Below are 19,663 nucleotides of genomic sequence, written 5' to 3' on the forward strand. Positions count from 1 at the left end.
CTCCATGAGTCACCCCAAAAAGACAGAAAACTACACAATTCCAAACGCTGTGAACAGCCCCTCTGTAACTCATTGAGCGTAAACGATTATTTCTGTGGGTCGACGACAATGGCATTCGCATTTTGATGCAATTGCCCTGGCGGCAGAGGCGTGGACCGCTTCGCTTATCGCTGCCGGACATAACGCTGAAAGTGAACTGCTGGTCATGTCTTCCAAAGCATCGAGCTTCTCGAAAGCCGCGACTATTGCCGCCGCCAAAGCTTTGGAAGAATTCACAGAAGCCTATGCAAAAATAAAAAGCGCTGTTACGGTGGGTCAGATGGGTGCCGGTCCCTTCACAACGCCTACGCTGGAGCAGTCACTGGACCCCTATACTTGGCCCCCTACTGGACCCCTATAGTTGCTTGAGGCCGATTGAGTCGGTATTTATGGGAATACGTTTGGTGCTTATTAACGCTTCAGCCACCCGCCCCGCGAGCCCAAAGACTCAGGGTTCACGGGGCAGCGCTCAGAAATGCAGCGGGCGCTTGTCGCAGGCCAGCGCGGCTTCGTGCACCACCTCGGACAGCGTCGGGTGGGCGTGGCAGATGCGCGCCAGATCTTCGCTCGCGGCACCGAACTCCATCGCCACCACGGCTTCGGAAATCAGTTCCGAGGCATTGGCTCCGATGATGTGCACGCCAAGGATACGATCGCTGGCGGCATCGGCGAGCATCTTGACGAAGCCGGTCGTTTCACCCATGCCCAGCGCACGGCCATTGGCTGCAAAGGGAATCTTGCCAACCTTGTAGGCGACGCCATCGGCCTTGAGCTGCTGTTCGGTCTTGCCAACCCAGGCGATTTCAGGGCTGGTGTAGAGCACCCAGGGAATGGTGTCGAAATTGCAATGACCTGACTGGCCGGCCATCACTTCGGCGACCATCACCGCCTCTTCCATTGCCTTGTGCGCTAGCATTGGTCCGGAAACAACATCGCCGACGGCCCATACTCCAGCCAGATTGGTACGGCAGTGTACATCGACGTCGATGCGACCGCGCTCGTCAAGCTTGAGGCCGACGGCTTCGCCATTGAGGCCGTCGGTATTCGGGATGCGCCCGACCGAGACGATCAGGCGATCCGCTTCAAGCTTCTGGCCCTTGCCATCCTTGTCGGTAAAAGCAATCGAGATGCCCTTCTTCGACGTTTTGACCTCGCCGATCTGCACTCCGAGCTGGATCTGCAAGCCTTGTTTGGCGAAGATCTTGGCCGCCTCTTTGGCGACATCGAGGTCGGCTACCGAGAGGAATTCGGGCAAGGCTTCGAGAATGGTGACTTCGGAACCGAGGCGCCGCCAAACGCTACCCATTTCAAGGCCGATAACGCCAGCGCCAATGATCGCCAGCTTTTTCGGGACGGCATCAATATCGAGCGCACCAACGTTATCGCAGATCAGTTTGTTGTCGACTGCAATTCCTGGCAAGTGACGCGCACTGGAACCGGTGGCGATGATGACCTGTTTGCTTTCGACAAGCTCTTCTCCGACCTTGATCTGCCAGCCGCCTTCACTTTGCGCAACAAAAGAACCGTGGCCGTTGAGCAGGGTAATCTTGTTCTTCTTGAACAGCCCCTTGATGCCGCCGGTAAGCTGATTGACGATGGTGTTCTTGCGCCCGACCATGGTCGGCACGTCGATTTTCGGCGTATCGACAAAAATGCCCTGAGCGGCAAAACCGTGACCGGCCTCTTCAAACAGATGCGAGGTGTGCAGCAGCGCCTTGGAGGGAATGCAGCCGACATTCAGGCAGGTGCCGCCAAGGCGCGGTTCGCCCTTGGGGTCGGCGTAAGGATTCGATTCGCAGCAGGCGACAGAAAAACCCAACTGAGCAGCACGAATGGCCGCCACATAGCCGCCAGGGCCGCCACCGATAACGAGTACATCAAATTGTTTGGACATAGTGTAAACCTCTATTAACGCAGAGATCGCAGAGACGCAGAGAACGCAGAGAAATCAAAAAACTCTGCGTTCTCTGCGTTGAGTGCGGTAAATTGTTGACTAAACCCTAAACCCCAAGCAGCAGGCGGGCCGGGTCTTCCAGTGCTTCCTTCATCATCACCAGACCGAGCACTGCCTCGCGGCCGTCGATAATGCGATGGTCATAGGACATGGCGAGGTAGTTGATCGGGCGAACGACGACTTGGCCGTTTTCAACGACCGCCCGGTCCTTGGTGGCATGAATGCCGAGGATCGCTGACTGCGGCGGATTGATGATCGGCGTTGACAGCATCGAACCAAACACGCCGCCATTGGAGATCGAGAAGGTGCCGCCAGTCAGGTCTTCCATCGACAGCTTGCCGTCCTTGGCTTTCTGACCGAATTCACCAATTTTTTTCTCGATGTCGGCTATGCTCATCTGGTCGGCATCGCGCAGGATGGGAACGACCAGACCGCGCGGGCTGCCGACGGCAATGCCAATGTCAATGTAGCCGTGATAGACAATGTCATTGCCATCGACCGAGGCGTTGATGATCGGGAACTTCTGCAAGGCTGCAACTGCGGCCTTGACAAAAAAGCCCATGAAACCGAGACGGACACCATGCGCCTTTTCAAATTTCTCGCCGTATTGCTTGCGTAGCGCCATGACCGGCGCCATGTTGACTTCGTTGAAGGTGGTCAGAATGGCGTTGGTCGACTGCGACTGCACCAGACGCTCGGCCACCCGGGCACGCAAACGTGACATCGGCACGCGCTGCTCCGGGCGGTCACCAAGCGAGATGCTTACGCTCGGCGCTGGCGCCAGGGCAAACGCTGACTTTGCGGACGGTGCCGGGGCCGGCGCGGGGGACGTTGGTGCAGGCGCTGCAACCGCTTTGGCCTGCGCCGCCAGTGCGTCTTCCTTGGTGACTCGACCGCCACGACCGGTACCGCTCACCTCGGCGGCAGCAATGCCCTTTTCGTCGAGAATCTTGCGCGCAGCGGGCATCGCCACACCCGCAGCAGACTTGTTCGTTGAGCTAGCGGCGGGTGCTGGAGGTGTCACAACCACCGCAGCCACGGCCTTGGCAGCGGGTGCGGACGAAGTTGCCGTGGCCGTAGCCTCGGTGTCGATTCGGGCAATCACTTCCCCGGCAACAACGGTATCGCCATTTTGCTTGATGATTTCTACCAGCACACCACTCGTGGAGGCAGGAAGCTCAAGAACGACCTTGTCGGTCTCGATGTCAATCAGGTTTTCATCTCGCGATACGGCCTCGCCGACCTTCTTGTGCCAGGTCACCAGGGTCGCTTCTGCGACCGATTCCGATAACTGCGGAACTTTAACGTCAATGATCATGTTCTCTCCGATTTAAGCTGGTTTGTACTGGCCGATTTCGCCCAGGGCGGAATCGATCAGCGCTTTTTGTTGTGCATTGTGCTTGCTGTAATAGCCAGCCGCAGGGGAAGGCGACGCCGGACGCGAAACCAGCAAGAGATGCTGTTTGCTGTTGAACGAGCGGTCAAGATGCTGACGCGAGGCGATCCAGTACCAGGCGCCCTGATTGCGCGGCTCTTCCTGACACCAGACAATCTCGGTAGCCTTTGGATACTTCGCCAGCTCGGCGGCAAACGCCTCGCGCGGGAAGGGATAGAGCTGTTCGAGACGGGCAATTGCGATCGTGCTGATGTTCATGGCCCGACGTGCGGCCAGGAGTTCATAGTAGATCTTGCCAGAACAGAAGATGACGCGAGTCACTTTCTTGACATCGATTGGATCGACTTCGCCGATCACCGTCTGGAATTCGCCCTTGGCGATTTCGTCCATGGTCGAGACCGCGTCCTTGTGGCGCAGCAGCGACTTCGGCGTAAATACGATCAACGGCTTGCGTTGCTTGCGAATGGCCTGACGCCGCAACATGTGGAAAACCTGCGCCGGGGTCGACGGCTGGCAGACTTCCATGTTCATCTCGGCGCACAACTGCATGAAGCGCTCGATACGCGCCGATGAGTGCTCCGGGCCCTGCCCTTCGTAGCCATGCGGCAGGAGCATGACGAGCCCACAGGCGCGGCCCCATTTGGTTTCGCCTGAAGCGATGAACTGATCGATGACGACCTGAGCCCCGTTCACAAAATCACCGAACTGGGCCTCCCAGATCACCAGTTCGTAGGGGTTCGAGGTGGCATAGCCATATTCGAAGGCGAGGACCGCCTCTTCCGAAAGAACGGAGTCAAAGCATTGGAGGGTTGCCTGTTTTTCCTGGAGGTTGGCCAATGGGCAATAGGCGCCCTCATCCCAGTTTTCACGGTTCTGATCGTGCAGTACGGCGTGACGGTGAAAAAAGGTGCTGCGACTGACATCTTCACCAGAAATTCGAACGCCATAACCGGAGACAAGCAGTGATGCATAGGCTAGGTTTTCGGCCATCCCCCAGTCGAAGGGAACGCTGCCCAGACCCATCAGGCGACGGTCATCAATGATTTTCTTTACCCTGCTGTGCAGGGTAAAGCCCTCGGGAACCGAGGACAAGCGTTCGGCGAGCCGCTTGATTTCCTTTACCGGAACGGTGGTATCGCAACTCTCGATGTACTTCTTCGGCAGGAAAGGCGTCCAGTCAATCACAATCGGATTGGTGTAACCCGCAATGACCGGGTTGTACAGCAACTCGCCGCGATCAAGATGGTCACGGTAGCTCTGGATCATATCGTCCGGACCATCGCCCGGCAGCACGCCTTCGGCCACCAGTTTGTCGGCGTAGAGCCGGCGGGTTCCCGGATGACTGCTTATCCGCTTGTACATCAGCGGCTGAGTAACCATTGGCTCGTCCTGCTCGTTGTGACCGAGCTTGCGGAAACAGACGAGATCAACGACTACATCCTTCTTGAACTCTTGCCGGAACTCGATAGCCAGACGGGTCACCAACGCCACGGCCTCGGGGTCGTCGCCATTGACGTGGAAGATCGGCGCATCCGCCATCTTGAAAATATCAGTGCAGTACAACGAGGAGCGGTAGTCGCGCGGATCGGAGGTGGTAAAACCGATCTGGTTGTTGACCACGATGTGCACCGTGCCACCCGTGCCGTAGCCACGGGTCTGGGCGAAGTTGATCATCTCCTGATTGACGCCCTGGCCGGCAACAGCGGCATCGCCATGGATCAGGATCGGCATCACCTTGTCGCGGCCATCTTCTCCGCGCCGAAGCTGGCGGGCATAGACGGAGCCGACCACCACCGGGTTGACGATTTCAAGATGCGACGGGTTAAAAGCCAGCGTCAGGTGGCAGGGGCCGCCAGGCGTCGACACGTCGGACGAATAGCCCAGGTGGTACTTGACGTCTCCGGAGGTCAGATTCTGCGACTTCTTGCCTTCAAACTCGTCGAACAGCATCGACGGTGCTTTGCCCAGCGTGTTGACCAGTACATTGAGGCGACCACGGTGCGCCATGCCAACCACGATATCATCGACACCCAGACCACCAGCGACACGAATGGCTTCGTCCAGGGCAACGATCAGCGACTCACCGCCTTCGAGTGAGAACCGTTTCTGACCGACGTAGCGGGTATGCAAATAGCGTTCGAGTGTTTCAGCCGCAGTCAGACGCTCAAGGAAACGCAGCTTCTGGGCTGCGGTATAGGTGCCTTTGGCACGGATCGGCTCGATGCGCGCCTGGACCCAGCGGCGCTCGGTGATGTTGTTGATGTACATGTACTCAACACCGATCGAACTGCAATAAGTTTCCTTGAGGGTATCAAGGATTTGACCGAAGGAGGCATGCTCGGCTACGCCCTTGAACGAGCCGGCGTTGAAACGCGTGTTTATATCGGCATCGTCGAGCCCGTAAAATGACGGTTCGAGTTCGTTGATTTTCTGGCGTGTCTGGCGCTTGAGCGGGTCAAGATTGGCCCAGCGCGATCCCAGTGTTCGGTAAGCGCTGATCATCTGCAGAACGCTGACCTGTTTCTTGTCATCAACTGGCCTGGATGCCGTAGCGCGATAGCCGCCCTTCTTCGCTTGTTCGGCAAAGGCATGGACGACCGGCAGATGCGGAACATCGCGAGCAACAGCACCAGGCAATTGCGCTAGCTTGTCGAAATAGTCACGCCACTCGCCAGGCACAGAGGCCGGGTCATCGAGATAGTTTTCATAGATCTCCTCAACGAACGGTGCATTACCACCGAAGAGGAGAGAAGTGCCAAACAGCTGATTCATCATTGCAGTTACCTGTCGTCATGGTTGCCGGGGATTCTACAGAAATATTGGCCGGGAAAAACAACTCCGGCCAATAGAAAAAAGCGGCGGCGGCCTTTATTTTCAGTCATCGCGCTGGTGGATAGGAGGAACGTCGCGTGCCGGTGTTCCGGTATAAAGCTGACGTGGACGACCGATCTTGAATTCCGGATCAGAAATCATTTCTTCCCACTGAACCATCCAGCCAACCGTGCGCGCCAGCGCGAAAATGCAGGTGAACATTGTGGTTGGAATGCCAATGGCCTTTTGGACGATTCCAGAGTAAAAATCGACGTTCGGGTAGAGTTTCTTCTCGATGAAGTACTCATCTTCCAATGCGATTTTCTCCAGTTCCATGGCCAGCTTGAACAGGCGATCATTTTCCAGTCCCTGTTCCTTCAGCACTTCAGCGCAGATCCCACGCATCAGTTTGGCGCGCGGATCGAAGTTCTTGTATACGCGATGGCCAAAGCCCATCAGTTTGAACGTGTCGTTCTTGTCCTTGGCGCGCTTGATGTATTCGGGGACACGCGACACATCACCGATCTCTTCGAGCATATTAAGGCAAGCCTCGTTGGCCCCGCCGTGCGCCGGACCCCACAAACAGCCAATGCCTGCTGAAATGCAGGCATAGGGATTAGCGCCCGACGAGCCGGCCAGGCGAACGGTCGAGGTCGAGGCGTTCTGCTCGTGATCGGCATGCAGGGTGAAAATGGTGTCGAGCGCATGTACCAGAACCGGATTGGGTTCGTATTTCTCACAGGGATTTCCGAACATCATGTACATGAAGTTGGCGGTGTAACCCAGGTCATTGCGCGGGTACATGAAGGGTTCGCCCATGGTGTACTTGTAGGCCATCGCAACGATCGTCGGCAGTTTGGCGACGATGCGGTTAAAGCTGATATTGCGGTGCTCGACGTCGGAGAAGTCCTCCGCTTCGTGATAGAAGGCCGAGAGCGCGCCGACCACACCGACCATCACCGCCATCGGATGTGCGTCACGCCGGAAACCTTGATAGAACTTGGCCATCTGTTCATGCACCATGGTGTGTTTCTTGACGATGGCCACGAATTCCTGCTTCTCCTTTGCGTTGGGCAACTCACCGTGTTTCAGCAGGTAAGCCACATCAAGGAAGTTGCAATGCTTCGCCAGTTGCTCGATTGGGTAGCCGCGATAAAGCAGTTCGCCCTTGTCGCCATCAATAAAGGTGATTTTCGACTGACAGGCAGCAGTAGACAAAAAACCCGAATCGTAGGTAAACATGCCGGTCTTGGCGGCCAGGGTTCGAATGTCGATACAGTCGTTGCCGTGAACCGGGGACAGGATCGAAAATTCGACGGGATCCTGTCCTTCAATGGTCAGCGTTGCCTTGCGTTCATTCGTCATAAAAATCTCCAGTTCAGGTTTTGAATTCACATCATCGACGAGCAGCCGTGATACCAGTGCAACTCGCTTACTACTTTACTCTTACGTCCCTCAGCATGGTCACGACTTCAGCCTGCAATGCATTCTCACATTCTCGCTTACCGGTAATCAAAGGCCACAGTTCGAGATCTTCCATGTCCGCCAGCGCGACAAACACCGCCGCCTGCTCCGGAGTCAAACTGGAATACCGTTTTTCGAGAAAGCCGCCGAGAAGTATATCCATCTCCAGCATGGCGCGGCGCGTGCAACGCCAGCGCAAACGGTTTAATTTCTCGCTGGCCTCCATCAAATCGCCCGCCTGACCATCATTTCCTTTATCTTGCCGATGGCTTTGGTCGGGTTCAGACCCTTTGGACAAACTTCAACACAATTCATGATGGTGTGACAGCGGAACAGGCGGTACGGATCTTCAAGATCATCGAGCCGCGCGTTGGTCGCTTCATCACGGGTATCGGCAATGAAGCGATAGGCGTTGAGCAGGCCGGCCGGGCCGACAAACTTGTCCGGATTCCACCAGAACGACGGGCAGGCGGTTGAACAGCAGGCGCACAGAATGCACTCGTACAGACCATTGAGTTCTTCCCTGTCCTCCGGTGATTGCAGGCGCTCGCGTTCCGGCGGCGGCGTGTCGTTGATCAGATAAGGCTTGATCGAGTGGTACTGCTTGAAGAACTGCGTCATATCGACGATCAGATCACGGATGACGGGAAGACCGGGCAATGGGCGCAGGACAACCGGCTCCTTGAGCTCGCTGATTTCGGTCAGGCAGGCCAGCCCGTTCTTTCCGTTGATGTTCATTGCATCAGAGCCGCAAATGCCTTCACGACACGAGCGACGGTAAGAAAGTGAGTCGTCCTTGGCCTTGATCTTGGTCAACACATCGAGCAGTTTGCGATCGATGGCCGTATCAACCTCGATCGAGATGTCCTGCATGTACGGTGCGCTATCCTTGTCCGGATCGTAGCGGTAAATCTTGAATTGCATGGTATGAGCAGGCATGGTCATTGACTCCTTGACGCGCGGTCAGTAAGCACGCGTCTTAAGCGCGATGGTTTCGACGGAAAGCGGCGTGAGATTCACCGGCTTGTAGCTTAACGTACTGCCTTCGCGATGCCACAGCGAATGTTTGAGCCAAACCTTGTCATCCCTGCCGTTAGGATTGGTCGGGGTATCCGGCGCGTCGTCACGCACATGCGCGCCGCGGGATTCCTTGCGCGCCTCGGCAGAGACCATGGTCGACTTGGCGACCTCGATCAGGTTGTCGAGTTCGAGCGCCTCTACGCGCGCCGTGTTCCAGATCTCCGACTTGTCGCCAATCTCGGTCAGATGCACCGCCTTCTCGATCTCGCAGATCTTGTGAACGCCTTCCACAAGCATGTCCTTGAAACGGAATACGCCGCAATGCTTCTGCATCGTGCGCTGCATTTCGAGACGGGTTTCATTGACACTCGCCCCGCCCGTCTGGGTGTTCAGGCGATTTAACCGCGCCAGTGTGCGCTCGGCGAAATCGGCAGGAAGTTCCTTGTGCGCCACGGTATCTTTCTTGATCGCATCAACGACGGAGTCTCCGGAAGCCTTGCCAAAAACCAGCAGATCGAGCAGAGAATTAGTCCCCAGCCGGTTGGCGCCGTGCACCGAGGCACAGGCCACTTCACCGGCGGCGTAAAAGCCGTTGACGACACTGCCATCGTGGTTGACGACCTGACCATGGTAGTTGGTCGGAATGCCGCCCATCTGATAGTGACAGGTCGGCACCACTGGAATCGGCGCCTTGATCGGGTCAATGCCGGCAAACTGGATCGAGATTTCACGGATACCGGGTAGGCGTTTCATGATCGTCGCCGGATCGAGGTGGGTGATGTCGAGCAAAACGAAATCCTTGTTCGGGCCGCAACCGCGCCCCTCGTTGATTTCAGTCACCATGGCCCGCGAAACCACGTCACGCGACGCCAAATCCTTGGCGTTCGGTGCGTAGCGTTCCATGAAACGCTCGTTGTCCGAATTGCGCAGGATGCCGCCTTCGCCACGCACGCCTTCTGTGATCAGCACGCCGGCGCCAGCCACACCGGTCGGGTGGAACTGCCAGAACTCCATGTCTTCGAGTGCTATCCCGGCGCGTGCCGCCATGCCGAGCCCGTCACCGGTGTTGATGAAGGCGTTGGTCGACGAATAGTAGATGCGGCCGGCACCGCCGGTGGCGAAGATGGTGGCTTTGGCGTGAAAGGCGACGACCTGGCCGGTTTCCATCTCCAAAGCAATGACGCCGAGAACCTGGCCTGCCGCATCGCGAATCAGGTCCAGCGCCATCCATTCAACAAAAAACTGGGTATTGGCCCGCACATTGCGTTGATAAAGCGCATGCAGCATCGCATGACCGGTCCGGTCAGCGGCCGCGCAGGCTCGACGAACCGGCTTCTCGCCGAAGTTGGACATGTGCCCGCCGAAGGGACGCTGATAAATCTTGCCTTCATCGGTCCGGTCAAACGGCATGCCGAAGTGCTCAAGCTCGACTACTGCCTCGGGCGCCTTGCGACACATGTATTCGATCGCATCCTGGTCACCGAGCCAATCGGAACCCTTGACGGTGTCGTACATGTGCCAATGCCAATGGTCTTCCTCGGAGTTGCCCAGCGAGGCGGAGACGCCGCCCTGCGCCGCCACGGTATGCGAACGGGTGGGAAATACTTTGGACAGCACGGCAGTCTTCAGACCAGCTTCGGAAAGCTGGATGGCAGCGCGCAGACCGGCGCCACCGGCGCCGACGATCACCGCATCAAATTTGCGAACGGGAATAGTTAGCTTGCTCACTTAAATTCTCCACAGAATCTGCACCGCCCAGCCGGCATAACCGACCAGCGCCGCAGCAGTTGCAATCATCAGGAGCAGACGCAGACCATCCGGCTTAATGTAGTCCATCCAGATATCCCGAATACCGATCCAGGCATGATAAAAAAGGCTGACGAAGAACAGGAAGGTGGCGAATTTCATGAAACCGTTGGCGAAAACTCCACGCCAGGCGGCAAAAGAATCCGGTCCGACGACAATAATCACCGCCAGGAAAATAACCGTATATATGGCCATGATGATGGCCGTTGCACGCTGGATGACCCAGTCCTTAAGCCCGTAGTGAGCCCCGACAAGTATTCGATTTACCATAGCACCTTCACTCCGATAATCAGGGTCAGGGCGATACTCACCGCAAAGACGATTTTGCTGGAAAGACGCGCCGATTCGAGGTCAATTCCCTTGTGCATATCCAAAAGCAGATAGCGAATTCCTGCGCAAAAATGATGCAGGTAAAGCCAGATCAATCCGAAAAGAACAAGTTTGACCAACGGATTTGCGACAAAGCTTTTGAACATCGCGAACGTATGAGGAGAGGTCAGACTGCTCTGGAACAACCAGAGAAGGAGAGGCAACAACAGGAAAATCCCTGCGCCGCTGACACGGTGAATGATCGACAGGATACCCGGCAGGGGCAATCTGATCGTCATAAGATCCAGGTTTTTTGGACGTTTTTTCTTGATAGTCATTTCTGCCATGAATAGTACCTCTCCTTAAGAAACTCAGTCATTCCTGCGTAAAACACGATCGTTCTATGCCCTAGCCCAGTTCGTTGTGATAGTAAAAATTTTGCGTCGAATAAAACCCCCGACGCCATTCCACCGGTTTGTTGCCATAGGTAAAGGTAATACGTTCGACCAATAGCAAGGGGCTGCCTTCGGCCACCTGCAACAATTCTGCACTGACCCGGTCGGCAGATACAGCACGCAATCGTTCATCAGCACGAATCATGCGTACGGCATAACGACTTTCAAAAAGACTGTACAGTGACATCTCACTGGATTTCAGAATATCGAGCGTCAGATCGGAAAATAACTCGCCAGGAAGATAAATTTCATCAAAAACAGCCGGCTCATTCTCATTCTGTAATAGTCGGCGCAGGATGATGATCGACGCTCCGGGCTCAAGCGCCAAAGTACGGGCAACATCAGTGCCGGCCTTGGCTCGCCAGCATTCAAGAGGAACACTTTTCAGCGCAAGCAGGTCACCCTCATTGGACGCCAGACGTAAAAAGCGAAAGTAAGAACGGGGATCCTCGTGAGTATCGACAAAAGTGCCCTTACCCTGGCGGCGCACCAGCAGATTCTCGGCCGCCATTTCGTCGATCGCTTTGCGCACCGTACCCTGACTCACACCAAAGCGCTCAGCCAGTTCGGATTCACTGGGGATAATATCGCCAGGCCCCCACTCACCGGACTCGAGGCTTTTCGTAATCAGCTCCCTGATCTGTTGATAGAGAGGGCTGAAAGTCGGGGAATGGGTATTCGATGGCCGAGTCATGGGCGGGAATTTCAGCACAAATCTTTCACTAAGTCCATATTAATACAAACATCTTATATAAGACACAAGACAATCAATTGACACCACGAGTCGTTCGCTCTTATGATCCCCCGTTGTTTTTACCCGCCTCGAATAAGCCAGTTGCTGACGACCTAGCGGTCGCCTTCCAGCTTTTCTAGCCCATTGTTATCCACAGGAGCCGCACCATGTCCAAAGCCCCCATGCGCGTTGCCGTCACCGGCGCCGCCGGTCAAATCGGTTATAGCCTCCTTTTCCGCATCGCCTCCGGCGAGATGCTCGGGAAAGACCAGCCAGTCATTCTCCAGTTACTCGACCTGCCGCAAGCCCAGAAGGCCTGTCAAGGTGTCATGATGGAACTCGACGACTGCGCTTTCCCGCTGCTTGCCGGCATGCTTGCCACCGACGACCCGAATGTTGCGTTCAAGGATGCGGACATCTGTCTCCTGGTTGGCGCCCGTCCGCGCGGCCCTGGCATGGAGCGTGCCGATCTGCTGATTGCCAACGGCGCCATCTTTACCGTTCAAGGCAAGGCCATTGCCGAGCATGCCAAGGAAGACGTCAAGGTTCTAGTGGTTGGAAACCCGGCCAACACCAACGCCTACATTGCGCGTTCCGCCGCCATCAAGGTTGGCCGCACCAACCCGGCCAATTACCATGGCATGATCCGCCTTGACCATAATCGCGCGCTTTCTATGGCCGCAACCAAAGCCGGTCGTCCGGTATCAAGCCTGAAGAAAATGACGGTGTGGGGCAACCACTCCCCGACAATGTATGCCGACTACCGCAACTGCACGTCCAATGGCGACAGCGTCAAAACACTGATCAACGACCCAGTCTGGAACAACGATGTTTTCTTGCCGACGGTTGGTAAGCGTGGCGCCGCCATTATCGAAGCGCGCGGCCTGTCCTCTGCCGCTTCCGCCGCCAACGCCGCCATTGACCACATCCATGACTGGGTACTCGGCTCCGACGACTGGGTCACCATGGGCGTACCAAGCGACGGTTCCTATGGCATTCCTGCCGGCATCGTCTTCGGCTTCCCCTGTGAGTGCAATGGCGGCTCGTACAAGATTGTTCAGGGCATAGAAATTGACGAGTACTCACGCGAGAAAATCAACAAGACACTCAAGGAACTGACCGACGAAGCGGATGCCGTCAAGACCATGCTTTAGACAGGCATTGCCTCCTCAGCAAGCCGCAGCAAGTCTGCGGCTTTTTTTCGCCGCAAAAAAATTGCCGCAATCGGTCACGACCAGCAAATTCGAGCGAGCTCAAAACAATGCTCAAGTGATCGCTTTGCGCTGCCGTTAACTCCTTTGACAATGTCAAAGAAGGTTGCCATGAAAATCGCCAGCACCGCCCTGCAGATGGTGTCCAGCCATAGCAAAGTGCAACAGCACGAAATCCGCGAATCGCTACGAAGCTGGGTCGGCAATCGCCGCCCCGATTTTGAGGGAAGCGGGCGTGGGAACCTGCCCAGTCCCGCACCCACCGTGCAAATCTCTGATGCCGGCAAAGCCACCCAGTCGAGCCAGGCCAGCGCCATTCAGGACAGCATCGACGCCGTTGAAAACGACCCGATGCTGCGCCTGATCCGCGCCATGATTGCCATGCTGACCGGGCAGGAAGTCAAGGTTTTTGACGCGAGCCAATTGCAAGTTGATGTCTCGGTGCCCACCATTTACGATCCCAATCAGTCGAATCAAACTCAGGCCCAGACTGCGCAGCAGCCTGCCGGTTATGGCGTCGAATATGATCGCCACGAAATCTATAACGAAAGCGAGCAGACCAGCTTTGCAGCAAACGGAGTAGTGCACACGACGGATGGCAAGGAAATCAATTTCTCCGTATCGCTGTCGATGGCGCGCAGCTACCACGAGGAGTCCGATGTCAGCATCCGCATCGGTGATGCCCGCAAGAAGCAGGATCCACTGGTTCTTAATTTTGATGGCACGGCAGCCCAATTGAGTAGCCAACGCTTCAAATTCGACCTCAATTCCGACGGCACGAGCGAAGCTATCAACTTTGTCACGGATGGCAGCGGTTTTCTTGCACTCGACCGAAATGGCGATGGTCAGATCAATAACGGATCGGAACTTTTCGGGGCAAAAAGTGGCAACGGGTTTGCCGAGCTGGCGGCGCTCGATGTCGATCGCAACGGCTGGATCGATGAAAACGATGCGGCCTATAAGCAGTTACTCGTATGGACCAAGGACACTGCCGGCAAGGATCAACTGGCGACGCTAAAAGAGGCGAATATCGGCGCCCTGAGCCTGGCCAGCGTGGCCACGCCCTTCGACCTCAAGGAGGGTAGTAACGCCCTGCAAGGCCAGATTAGATCGAGCGGAATCTTCCTGCAAGAAAACGGCAAGGCCGGAACACTGCAACAGATCGACCTGACCGTTTAGCGGTCAGGGTGGTAGCAGTTCCAGATCACAGCCGGCACTGTTGCCCCGTACCGCCGACGGACCCAGCTTGGCAAGTGCCTTGTTAGCCTCACGCATGCGGCCCAAGACCTTGGTAATCAGCGTCTTCTGGAATCGTTCACGCACTTCATCAGAGCTTAGTTCCAACGCAGCGCTGTTGATTTCGAGAAAAAGGATTGGTTCCAGGGTCACCACCGACGCGAAACGCGTCGTATCGCTGGGGTGAAGAAAAGCCATTTCGCCGATTACTTCGCCAGCACCAAGACGGCATAGGGACTTGCCGCCCACTGAAATTTCGACGACACCGCTGACCAGAATGCCAAAGACACGACTTTTGTTGCCCTCGCGGATGAGCACGACCTTTTCCGACACTTCACGCCAGACGCTGATGCGCAGCACTTCCCAGAGCTCAATATCCTCAAATTCGGTAAAAAACTCTATTCTTCGCAAGCGTTCAAAATGCGTTGTGTCCTGCACGGTGGCGTCCTCGTCGAGGATCTGGTACCTGACCGTCGACAGATCCTTAGCGAATTCAGCGCCATTGCGATACCGACTATAAAGGTCCTTTTCCAGCGCTTTCTTGATGATTGGGTCAAGACCAGGAGGCAGGTTTGGATTGAGCGCACATACTGACGGCGTGTCTGTGTTGACGATTTTATAAATCAGCGCCCCCTGATTACTGGCGCGAAACGGCAAGCGTCCAGTCAATAACTGGAAAAGCAGGACGCCCAGCGAATAAAGATCAGTTTTCTGGTTCAGCGGATAGTTTTTGATCTGTTCGGGCGACATATACGCCGGTGAACCCACCCCCATTACGAAGGTCGAGTCCTTGTTCATGTCCTTGTGCAAATTCAGTGCAAGGCCAAAATCGGTAATTTTCGGATTATCGTCGGCGTCGATCATGATATTGGCCGGCTTGATATCCCGGTGGACTACGCCTTGGCGGAAAGCGTGATCAAGCGCCAGACAGCACTTGAAGATGATGCCGATCACCCGGTGCATGGGCAGCAGTCGGTTGATTGCGCAATAGTAGTCAAGCGCCGTGCCGTCGATGAATTCCATGACGATGTAGGCGCGATCAGCCTCAATTACGGCGTCATAAAGCTTGACGATATTGGGATGATTCAGACGCCGGCCGATCGAGTCCTCGGTCTGAAAGAGTTTACGCAAGCGGCGCGACATGGCCGCGTTTTCATCGCTGAAACGAATCAGCTTGACCGCGACCTCACGGTTTGAATCCGGATCGCGTGCCAGATAAACGACAGCAGTCGCGCCCTTGCCCAGGGTGCGAATGACTTCGTATTTGCCAATTTTATCCGCCATGCCAATACCGTTATCCAGACGCACCAACATCCAAGAGCTGAAATCCTAGCAGTAGAACCGCGCAACGCATCACTATTTATCGACCCTGCTTAAATAAACATTAAAAAATGCTTGAAAATAATAAATCTGCCCCAAGCTAGCCGAGAGTTTTTCCGGAGACCAACAGCATGCAAACGCAAGACAAAGAAACAATAAGCGAAACCAGCACCGACAATACGGACGAAGGCACAAGCCCCCACGTAGATACCGAGCCAAGCCTCCAGGAGACTATCCGTCTGGCCGAACTGAAGGCGGAAGAACACCACGACGCCTGGTTGCGCGCCAAGGCTGAAACCGACAACGTTCGCCGTCGCGCTCAGGAAGATATCGCCAAGGCGGCCAAATTTGCCGTTGAACGTTTTGCCGGCGAGTTGCTGGCAGTCAAGGACAGCCTGGAAGCGGCGCTTGCCACCGAAGCGCCCAGCGTCGACAGCATGAAGGCTGGCACCGAATTGACGCTCAGGCAACTGGTCGCCGCCTTTGAGAAATCAAACCTTAGCGAGCTTAACCCGCTTGGCGAGAAGTTCGATCCTCATTTTCATCAAGCGATCAGCATGGTTGAGACTGAGCAAGAGCCGGGCACCGTCGTCACCGTCCTGCAAAAAGGTTATTTGATTGCCGACCGCGTCTTGCGCCCGGCACTGGTCATCGTTTCCAAAGCAAAAGCTTGAAAAGAACGCGACTAACCCCATCTGGGGCTTGTCTCGGGACATTCCGGCATTCACCAATCACCTTAGAACACAGAAAAGGACTCTGACATGGGCAAAATCATTGGCATCGACCTGGGCACCACCAACTCCTGCGTTTCCGTCATGGAAAACGGCAAGCCAAAGGTCATCGAAAATTCCGAGGGCGCACGTACCACGCCATCGATCGTCGCCTACACCGACGATGGCGAGATCCTGTGTGGCGCGCCGGCCAAGCGCCAGGCCGTGACCAACGCCAAGAACACCCTGTACGCCGTCAAGCGCCTGATCGGTCGCCGTTTTGACGAGAAGGAAGTACAAAAGGACATCTCGCTGATGCCCTTCAAAATTCTCAAGGCGGACAATGGTGACGCCTGGGTCGAAGTGCGTGGCAACAAGATCGCGCCGCAGCAGATTTCGGCTGAAGTACTACGCAAGATGAAGCGAACCGCCGAGGACTATCTCGGCGAGGAAGTGACCGAGGCGGTGATCACCGTTCCAGCCTATTTCAACGACAGTCAGCGCCAAGCAACCAAGGATGCCGGCCGCATTGCCGGTCTTGAAGTCAAGCGCATCATCAACGAACCAACGGCTGCCGCGCTTGCTTTCGGTATGGACAAGAAGCAAGGCGACAAAAAAATCGCCGTTTACGACCTCGGTGGCGGCACCTTCGACATCTCGATCATCGAAATCGCCGAAATCGACGGCGAGCACCAGTTTGAAGTACTGGCCACCAACGGCGACACCTTCCTCGGCGGCGAAGACTTCGACCAGCGCCTGATCGACTACATCATCGATGAGTTCAAAAAGGAAACCGGTGTCAATCTCAAGGCCGACGTTCTGGCGTTGCAGCGCCTCAAGGATGCCGCCGAAAAAGCCAAGGTCGAGTTGTCCTCTGGTCAGCAGACCGAAGTCAATCTGCCCTACATCACCGCCGACGCCTCTGGACCAAAGCACCTCGCGGTGAAGATCACACGCTCCAAATTCGAGTCGCTGGTCGACGAATTGATCGAACGCACCATCGAGCCCTGCCGTATCGCACTGAAAGACGCCGGCTGCAAGATCACCGACATCAACGACGTGATTCTGGTCGGCGGTCAGTCCCGCATGCCCAAGGTTCAGGACAAGGTCAAGGAGTTCTTCGGCCAGGAACCGCGCCGGGACGTCAACCCGGATGAAGCGGTCGCCGTTGGCGCTGCCATTCAAGGCGGCGTGCTGCAGGGCGAAGTCAAGGACGTGCTGCTGCTCGACGTGACCCCACTGTCGCTCGGCATTGAAACGCTGGGCGGCGTCATGACCAAGCTGATCAAGAAGAACACGACGATCCCGACCAAGGCGGGTCAAGTCTTCTCGACCGCCGACGATAACCAGAACGCGGTAACTATCCACGTCCTGCAGGGTGAGCGCGAAATTGCCTCGGGCAACAAGAGCCTCGGCCAGTTCAACCTGTCTGACATCCCGCCGGCGCCACGCGGCATGCCACAGATTGAGGTCACCTTTGACATCGATGCCAACGGCATCCTGCACGTTTCGGCCAAGGACAAGGCCACCGGCAAGGAAAACAAGATCAAGATCCAGGCCTCCTCCGGCCTCACCGAGGAAGAAGTCCAACGCATGGTGCAAGACGCCGAATTGCACGCCGAAGAGGACAAGAAGGCGCACGAACTGGCCGAAGCCCGCAATCAGTGTGACGGCATGATCCACATGGTCAAAAAGTCAATGGCCGAGTATGGCAAGGAACTCTCGGACGAGGAAAAAACCGCCATCGAAGCGTCGATGAAGGACGCCGAAGAAGCCATTCGCGGTAACGACCTGGAAATCATCAAGGCGAAGAGCGAGGCCCTGGGCACCGCCGCGCAAAAGCTGGGTGAAAAGGTGTACGCCAAACAGCAGGCCGAAGCCGCTGCGGCTGGAGGTTCCGCCAGTGCGGATGCGGGCGCTGCCGGCGCAGCCAAAAAGGATGATAGCGACGTCGTCGACGCTGAATACAGCGAAGTCAAGGACAAGAAGTAAGCATCGGCCGTAACGGGCGGGGAGCGTATAATCGCGCCTCGCCCCATTTCTCATATCCTTCAAGAACCCATGGCTAAACGAGACTTTTACGACATTCTCGGCGTCAACCGCGACGCCTCCGAGGACGACATCAAGAAGGCCTACCGCAAGCTGGCCATGAAGCATCATCCTGATCGGAATCCTGACAATCCCAAGTCCGAAGGCCACTTCAAGGAAGCCAAGGAAGCCTACGAAATTCTTTCCGACGGGCAAAAACGCGCGGCCTATGACCAGTACGGTCACGCCGGCGTCGACCCGCAGGCGGGCATGGGCGGCGGCTTTGGTGGTGCCGGGGCGGGCGGCTTTTCTGACGCTTTTGGCGGAATTTTCGACGAGATTTTCGGCGGTGGCGGACGTGGCGGTCGTTCCAACGTCTATCGCGGTGCTGACCTGCGCTACAACATTGAAGTCACGCTTGAACAGGCCGCCTTCGGTACCGAGACCAAGATTCGCATTCCGACCATGGAAGTCTGCGAACCCTGCCACGGCACTGGCGCCAAGGCTGGCACGCAACCCAAGACCTGCCCGACCTGCCAGGGCAGCGGTCAGGTCCGCCTGCAACAGGGCTTCTTCTCGATCCAGCAGGCCTGCCCCAAGTGCCACGGCACCGGCCGCTTCATCGCCGACCCCTGTGGCTCCTGCCATGGTGTCGGCCGTAACAAGCAGCACAAGACACTGGCCGTAAAGATTCCCTCCGGTGTTGATGAGGGAGATCGCATCCGCCTCTCCGGCGAAGGCGAGCACGGCATCAACGGTGGCCCGTCAGGCGACTTGTACGTGCAGATTCACCTCAAGCCGCATTCCGTTTTCCAGCGTGAACAAAATGATCTGCATTGCGAAATGCCGATCAGCTTCACTACGGCGGCGCTCGGCGGCGACATTGAAATACCGACGCTCGATGCCGTGGCCAAGATCAAAATTCCGGCCGAAACGCAATCGGGCAAGACCTTCCGGCTTCGCGGCAAAGGCATCAAGGGCGTGCGCAGCCATAGCCATGGCGACCTGCTATGCCATGTCGTGGTTGAAACCCCCGTGCACCTTACTGAACGCCAGAAGGAACTGCTGCGCGAACTTGAGGAATCCAGCCGCGAGAACGCCGGCCACCACAACCCGCGCGCAAAATCGTGGATGGATCGCGTTCGCGAGTTCTTCGCCGCAAGCTGAATTT

General features: G+C 56.3%; 16 protein-coding genes. 5 read left to right on the forward strand and 11 right to left on the reverse strand.

Features of this window, described 5'->3' with window-relative positions; translation table 11 throughout:
* Window positions 1–508 precede the first annotated feature (508 nt).
* The 10 genes from lpdA to Q1J43_RS09790 all read right to left on the reverse strand — a co-directional run bounded on the left by lpdA (window position 509) and on the right by Q1J43_RS09790 (window position 11,948).
* Window positions 509–1,933, reverse strand: coding sequence for a dihydrolipoyl dehydrogenase (lpdA, locus tag Q1J43_RS09745; RefSeq protein ID WP_301102297.1), 1,425 nt, complete (start codon window positions 1,931–1,933; stop codon window positions 509–511).
* A 106-nt stretch (window positions 1,934–2,039) separates the two neighbouring features.
* Window positions 2,040–3,311, reverse strand: a complete 1,272-nt coding sequence (gene odhB, locus Q1J43_RS09750; protein ID WP_301102298.1) for a 2-oxoglutarate dehydrogenase complex dihydrolipoyllysine-residue succinyltransferase — start codon at window positions 3,309–3,311, stop codon at window positions 2,040–2,042.
* Window positions 3,312–3,323: 12 nt separating this feature from the next.
* Window positions 3,324–6,164, reverse strand: a complete 2,841-nt coding sequence (locus Q1J43_RS09755; protein ID WP_301102299.1) for a 2-oxoglutarate dehydrogenase E1 component — start codon at window positions 6,162–6,164, stop codon at window positions 3,324–3,326.
* Between the two features lie 99 nt (window positions 6,165–6,263).
* Window positions 6,264–7,565 (reverse strand): citrate synthase, encoded by a 1,302-nt coding sequence (gene gltA, locus Q1J43_RS09760; protein WP_301102300.1) that lies wholly within the window; start codon window positions 7,563–7,565, stop codon window positions 6,264–6,266.
* Between the two features lie 70 nt (window positions 7,566–7,635).
* Window positions 7,636–7,890 (reverse strand): succinate dehydrogenase assembly factor 2, encoded by a 255-nt coding sequence (locus Q1J43_RS09765; RefSeq protein WP_301102301.1) that lies wholly within the window; start codon window positions 7,888–7,890, stop codon window positions 7,636–7,638.
* Window positions 7,890–8,603: a succinate dehydrogenase iron-sulfur subunit gene (locus Q1J43_RS09770; protein ID WP_301102302.1), complete on the reverse strand. Its 714-nt coding sequence runs from the start codon at window positions 8,601–8,603 to the stop codon at window positions 7,890–7,892. The genes Q1J43_RS09765 and Q1J43_RS09770 overlap by 1 nt, the downstream gene beginning before the upstream one ends.
* Window positions 8,604–8,627: 24 nt before the next feature.
* Window positions 8,628–10,412 carry a succinate dehydrogenase flavoprotein subunit gene (sdhA, locus tag Q1J43_RS09775; protein ID WP_301102303.1) on the reverse strand — a complete coding sequence of 595 codons (1,785 nt, stop codon included), beginning with the start codon at window positions 10,410–10,412 and terminating at the stop codon, window positions 8,628–8,630.
* Entirely contained in the window at window positions 10,413–10,760 is a 348-nt protein-coding gene (gene sdhD, locus Q1J43_RS09780; RefSeq protein ID WP_301102304.1) for a succinate dehydrogenase, hydrophobic membrane anchor protein, read from the reverse strand.
* A complete protein-coding gene (sdhC, locus tag Q1J43_RS09785; protein ID WP_301102306.1) occupies window positions 10,754–11,146 on the reverse strand; it encodes a succinate dehydrogenase, cytochrome b556 subunit in 393 nt (130 codons plus the stop codon). Before sdhC ends, sdhD begins: the two co-directional genes overlap by 7 nt.
* A gap of 61 nt (window positions 11,147–11,207) precedes the next feature.
* Window positions 11,208–11,948, reverse strand: coding sequence for a GntR family transcriptional regulator (locus Q1J43_RS09790; protein WP_301102323.1), 741 nt, complete (start codon window positions 11,946–11,948; stop codon window positions 11,208–11,210).
* A 206-nt stretch (window positions 11,949–12,154) separates the two neighbouring features.
* On the opposite strand from Q1J43_RS09790, the gene Q1J43_RS09795 reads away from it, so the two are divergent.
* On the forward strand, window positions 12,155–13,141 hold the full coding sequence (locus Q1J43_RS09795) for a malate dehydrogenase (RefSeq protein ID WP_301102307.1): 987 nt from the start codon (window positions 12,155–12,157) through the stop codon (window positions 13,139–13,141).
* Window positions 13,142–13,309: 168 nt separating this feature from the next.
* On the forward strand, window positions 13,310–14,377 hold the full coding sequence (locus Q1J43_RS09800; protein WP_301102308.1) for a VCBS repeat-containing protein: 1,068 nt from the start codon (window positions 13,310–13,312) through the stop codon (window positions 14,375–14,377).
* Window positions 14,378–14,380: 3 nt separating this feature from the next.
* On the opposite strand, the gene Q1J43_RS09805 is transcribed toward Q1J43_RS09800, so the two are convergent.
* Complete coding sequence (locus Q1J43_RS09805; RefSeq protein WP_301102309.1) at window positions 14,381–15,718, reverse strand: serine/threonine-protein kinase; 1,338 nt, start codon at window positions 15,716–15,718, stop codon at window positions 14,381–14,383.
* A 167-nt stretch (window positions 15,719–15,885) separates the two neighbouring features.
* Here Q1J43_RS09805 and grpE point away from each other — a divergent pair, with 167 nt between their 5' ends.
* The 3 genes from grpE (at window position 15,886) to dnaJ (ending at window position 19,659) form a co-directional block, all read left to right on the forward strand.
* On the forward strand, window positions 15,886–16,428 hold the full coding sequence (gene grpE / locus Q1J43_RS09810; RefSeq protein WP_301102310.1) for a nucleotide exchange factor GrpE: 543 nt from the start codon (window positions 15,886–15,888) through the stop codon (window positions 16,426–16,428).
* Window positions 16,429–16,515: 87 nt separating this feature from the next.
* Window positions 16,516–18,456: a molecular chaperone DnaK gene (dnaK, locus tag Q1J43_RS09815; protein WP_301102311.1), complete on the forward strand. Its 1,941-nt coding sequence runs from the start codon at window positions 16,516–16,518 to the stop codon at window positions 18,454–18,456.
* 69 nt (window positions 18,457–18,525) lie between these two features.
* Window positions 18,526–19,659, forward strand: coding sequence for a molecular chaperone DnaJ (dnaJ, locus tag Q1J43_RS09820; RefSeq protein WP_301102312.1), 1,134 nt, complete (start codon window positions 18,526–18,528; stop codon window positions 19,657–19,659).
* The last annotated feature ends 4 nt before the right edge of the window (window positions 19,660–19,663 follow it).

The sequence above is a fragment of the Propionivibrio sp. genome (assembly GCF_029255185.1).
Lineage (GTDB): Bacteria > Pseudomonadota > Gammaproteobacteria > Burkholderiales > Rhodocyclaceae > Propionivibrio.

Excerpts from the sequence above, each read along its gene's own strand:
- odhB (WP_301102298.1), bottom strand. The coding sequence starts at position 3,311 with ATGATCATTGACGTTAAAGTTCCGCAGTTATCGGAATCGGTCGCAGAA.
- dnaK (WP_301102311.1), top strand. The coding sequence starts at position 16,516 with ATGGGCAAAATCATTGGCATCGACCTGGGCACCACCAACTCCTGCGTT.
- gltA (WP_301102300.1), bottom strand. The coding sequence starts at position 7,565 with ATGACGAATGAACGCAAGGCAACGCTGACCATTGAAGGACAGGATCCC.
- grpE (WP_301102310.1), top strand. The coding sequence starts at position 15,886 with ATGCAAACGCAAGACAAAGAAACAATAAGCGAAACCAGCACCGACAAT.
- dnaJ (WP_301102312.1), top strand. The coding sequence starts at position 18,526 with ATGGCTAAACGAGACTTTTACGACATTCTCGGCGTCAACCGCGACGCC.
- Q1J43_RS09770 (WP_301102302.1), bottom strand. The coding sequence starts at position 8,603 with ATGCCTGCTCATACCATGCAATTCAAGATTTACCGCTACGATCCGGAC.
- Q1J43_RS09800 (WP_301102308.1), top strand. The coding sequence starts at position 13,310 with ATGAAAATCGCCAGCACCGCCCTGCAGATGGTGTCCAGCCATAGCAAA.
- Q1J43_RS09755 (WP_301102299.1), bottom strand. The coding sequence starts at position 6,164 with ATGATGAATCAGCTGTTTGGCACTTCTCTCCTCTTCGGTGGTAATGCA.
- lpdA (WP_301102297.1), bottom strand. The coding sequence starts at position 1,933 with ATGTCCAAACAATTTGATGTACTCGTTATCGGTGGCGGCCCTGGCGGC.
- Q1J43_RS09765 (WP_301102301.1), bottom strand. The coding sequence starts at position 7,890 with ATGGAGGCCAGCGAGAAATTAAACCGTTTGCGCTGGCGTTGCACGCGC.
- Q1J43_RS09790 (WP_301102323.1), bottom strand. The coding sequence starts at position 11,948 with ATGACTCGGCCATCGAATACCCATTCCCCGACTTTCAGCCCTCTCTAT.
- Q1J43_RS09795 (WP_301102307.1), top strand. The coding sequence starts at position 12,155 with ATGTCCAAAGCCCCCATGCGCGTTGCCGTCACCGGCGCCGCCGGTCAA.
- Q1J43_RS09805 (WP_301102309.1), bottom strand. The coding sequence starts at position 15,718 with ATGGCGGATAAAATTGGCAAATACGAAGTCATTCGCACCCTGGGCAAG.
- sdhD (WP_301102304.1), bottom strand. The coding sequence starts at position 10,760 with ATGGTAAATCGAATACTTGTCGGGGCTCACTACGGGCTTAAGGACTGG.
- sdhC (WP_301102306.1), bottom strand. The coding sequence starts at position 11,146 with ATGGCAGAAATGACTATCAAGAAAAAACGTCCAAAAAACCTGGATCTT.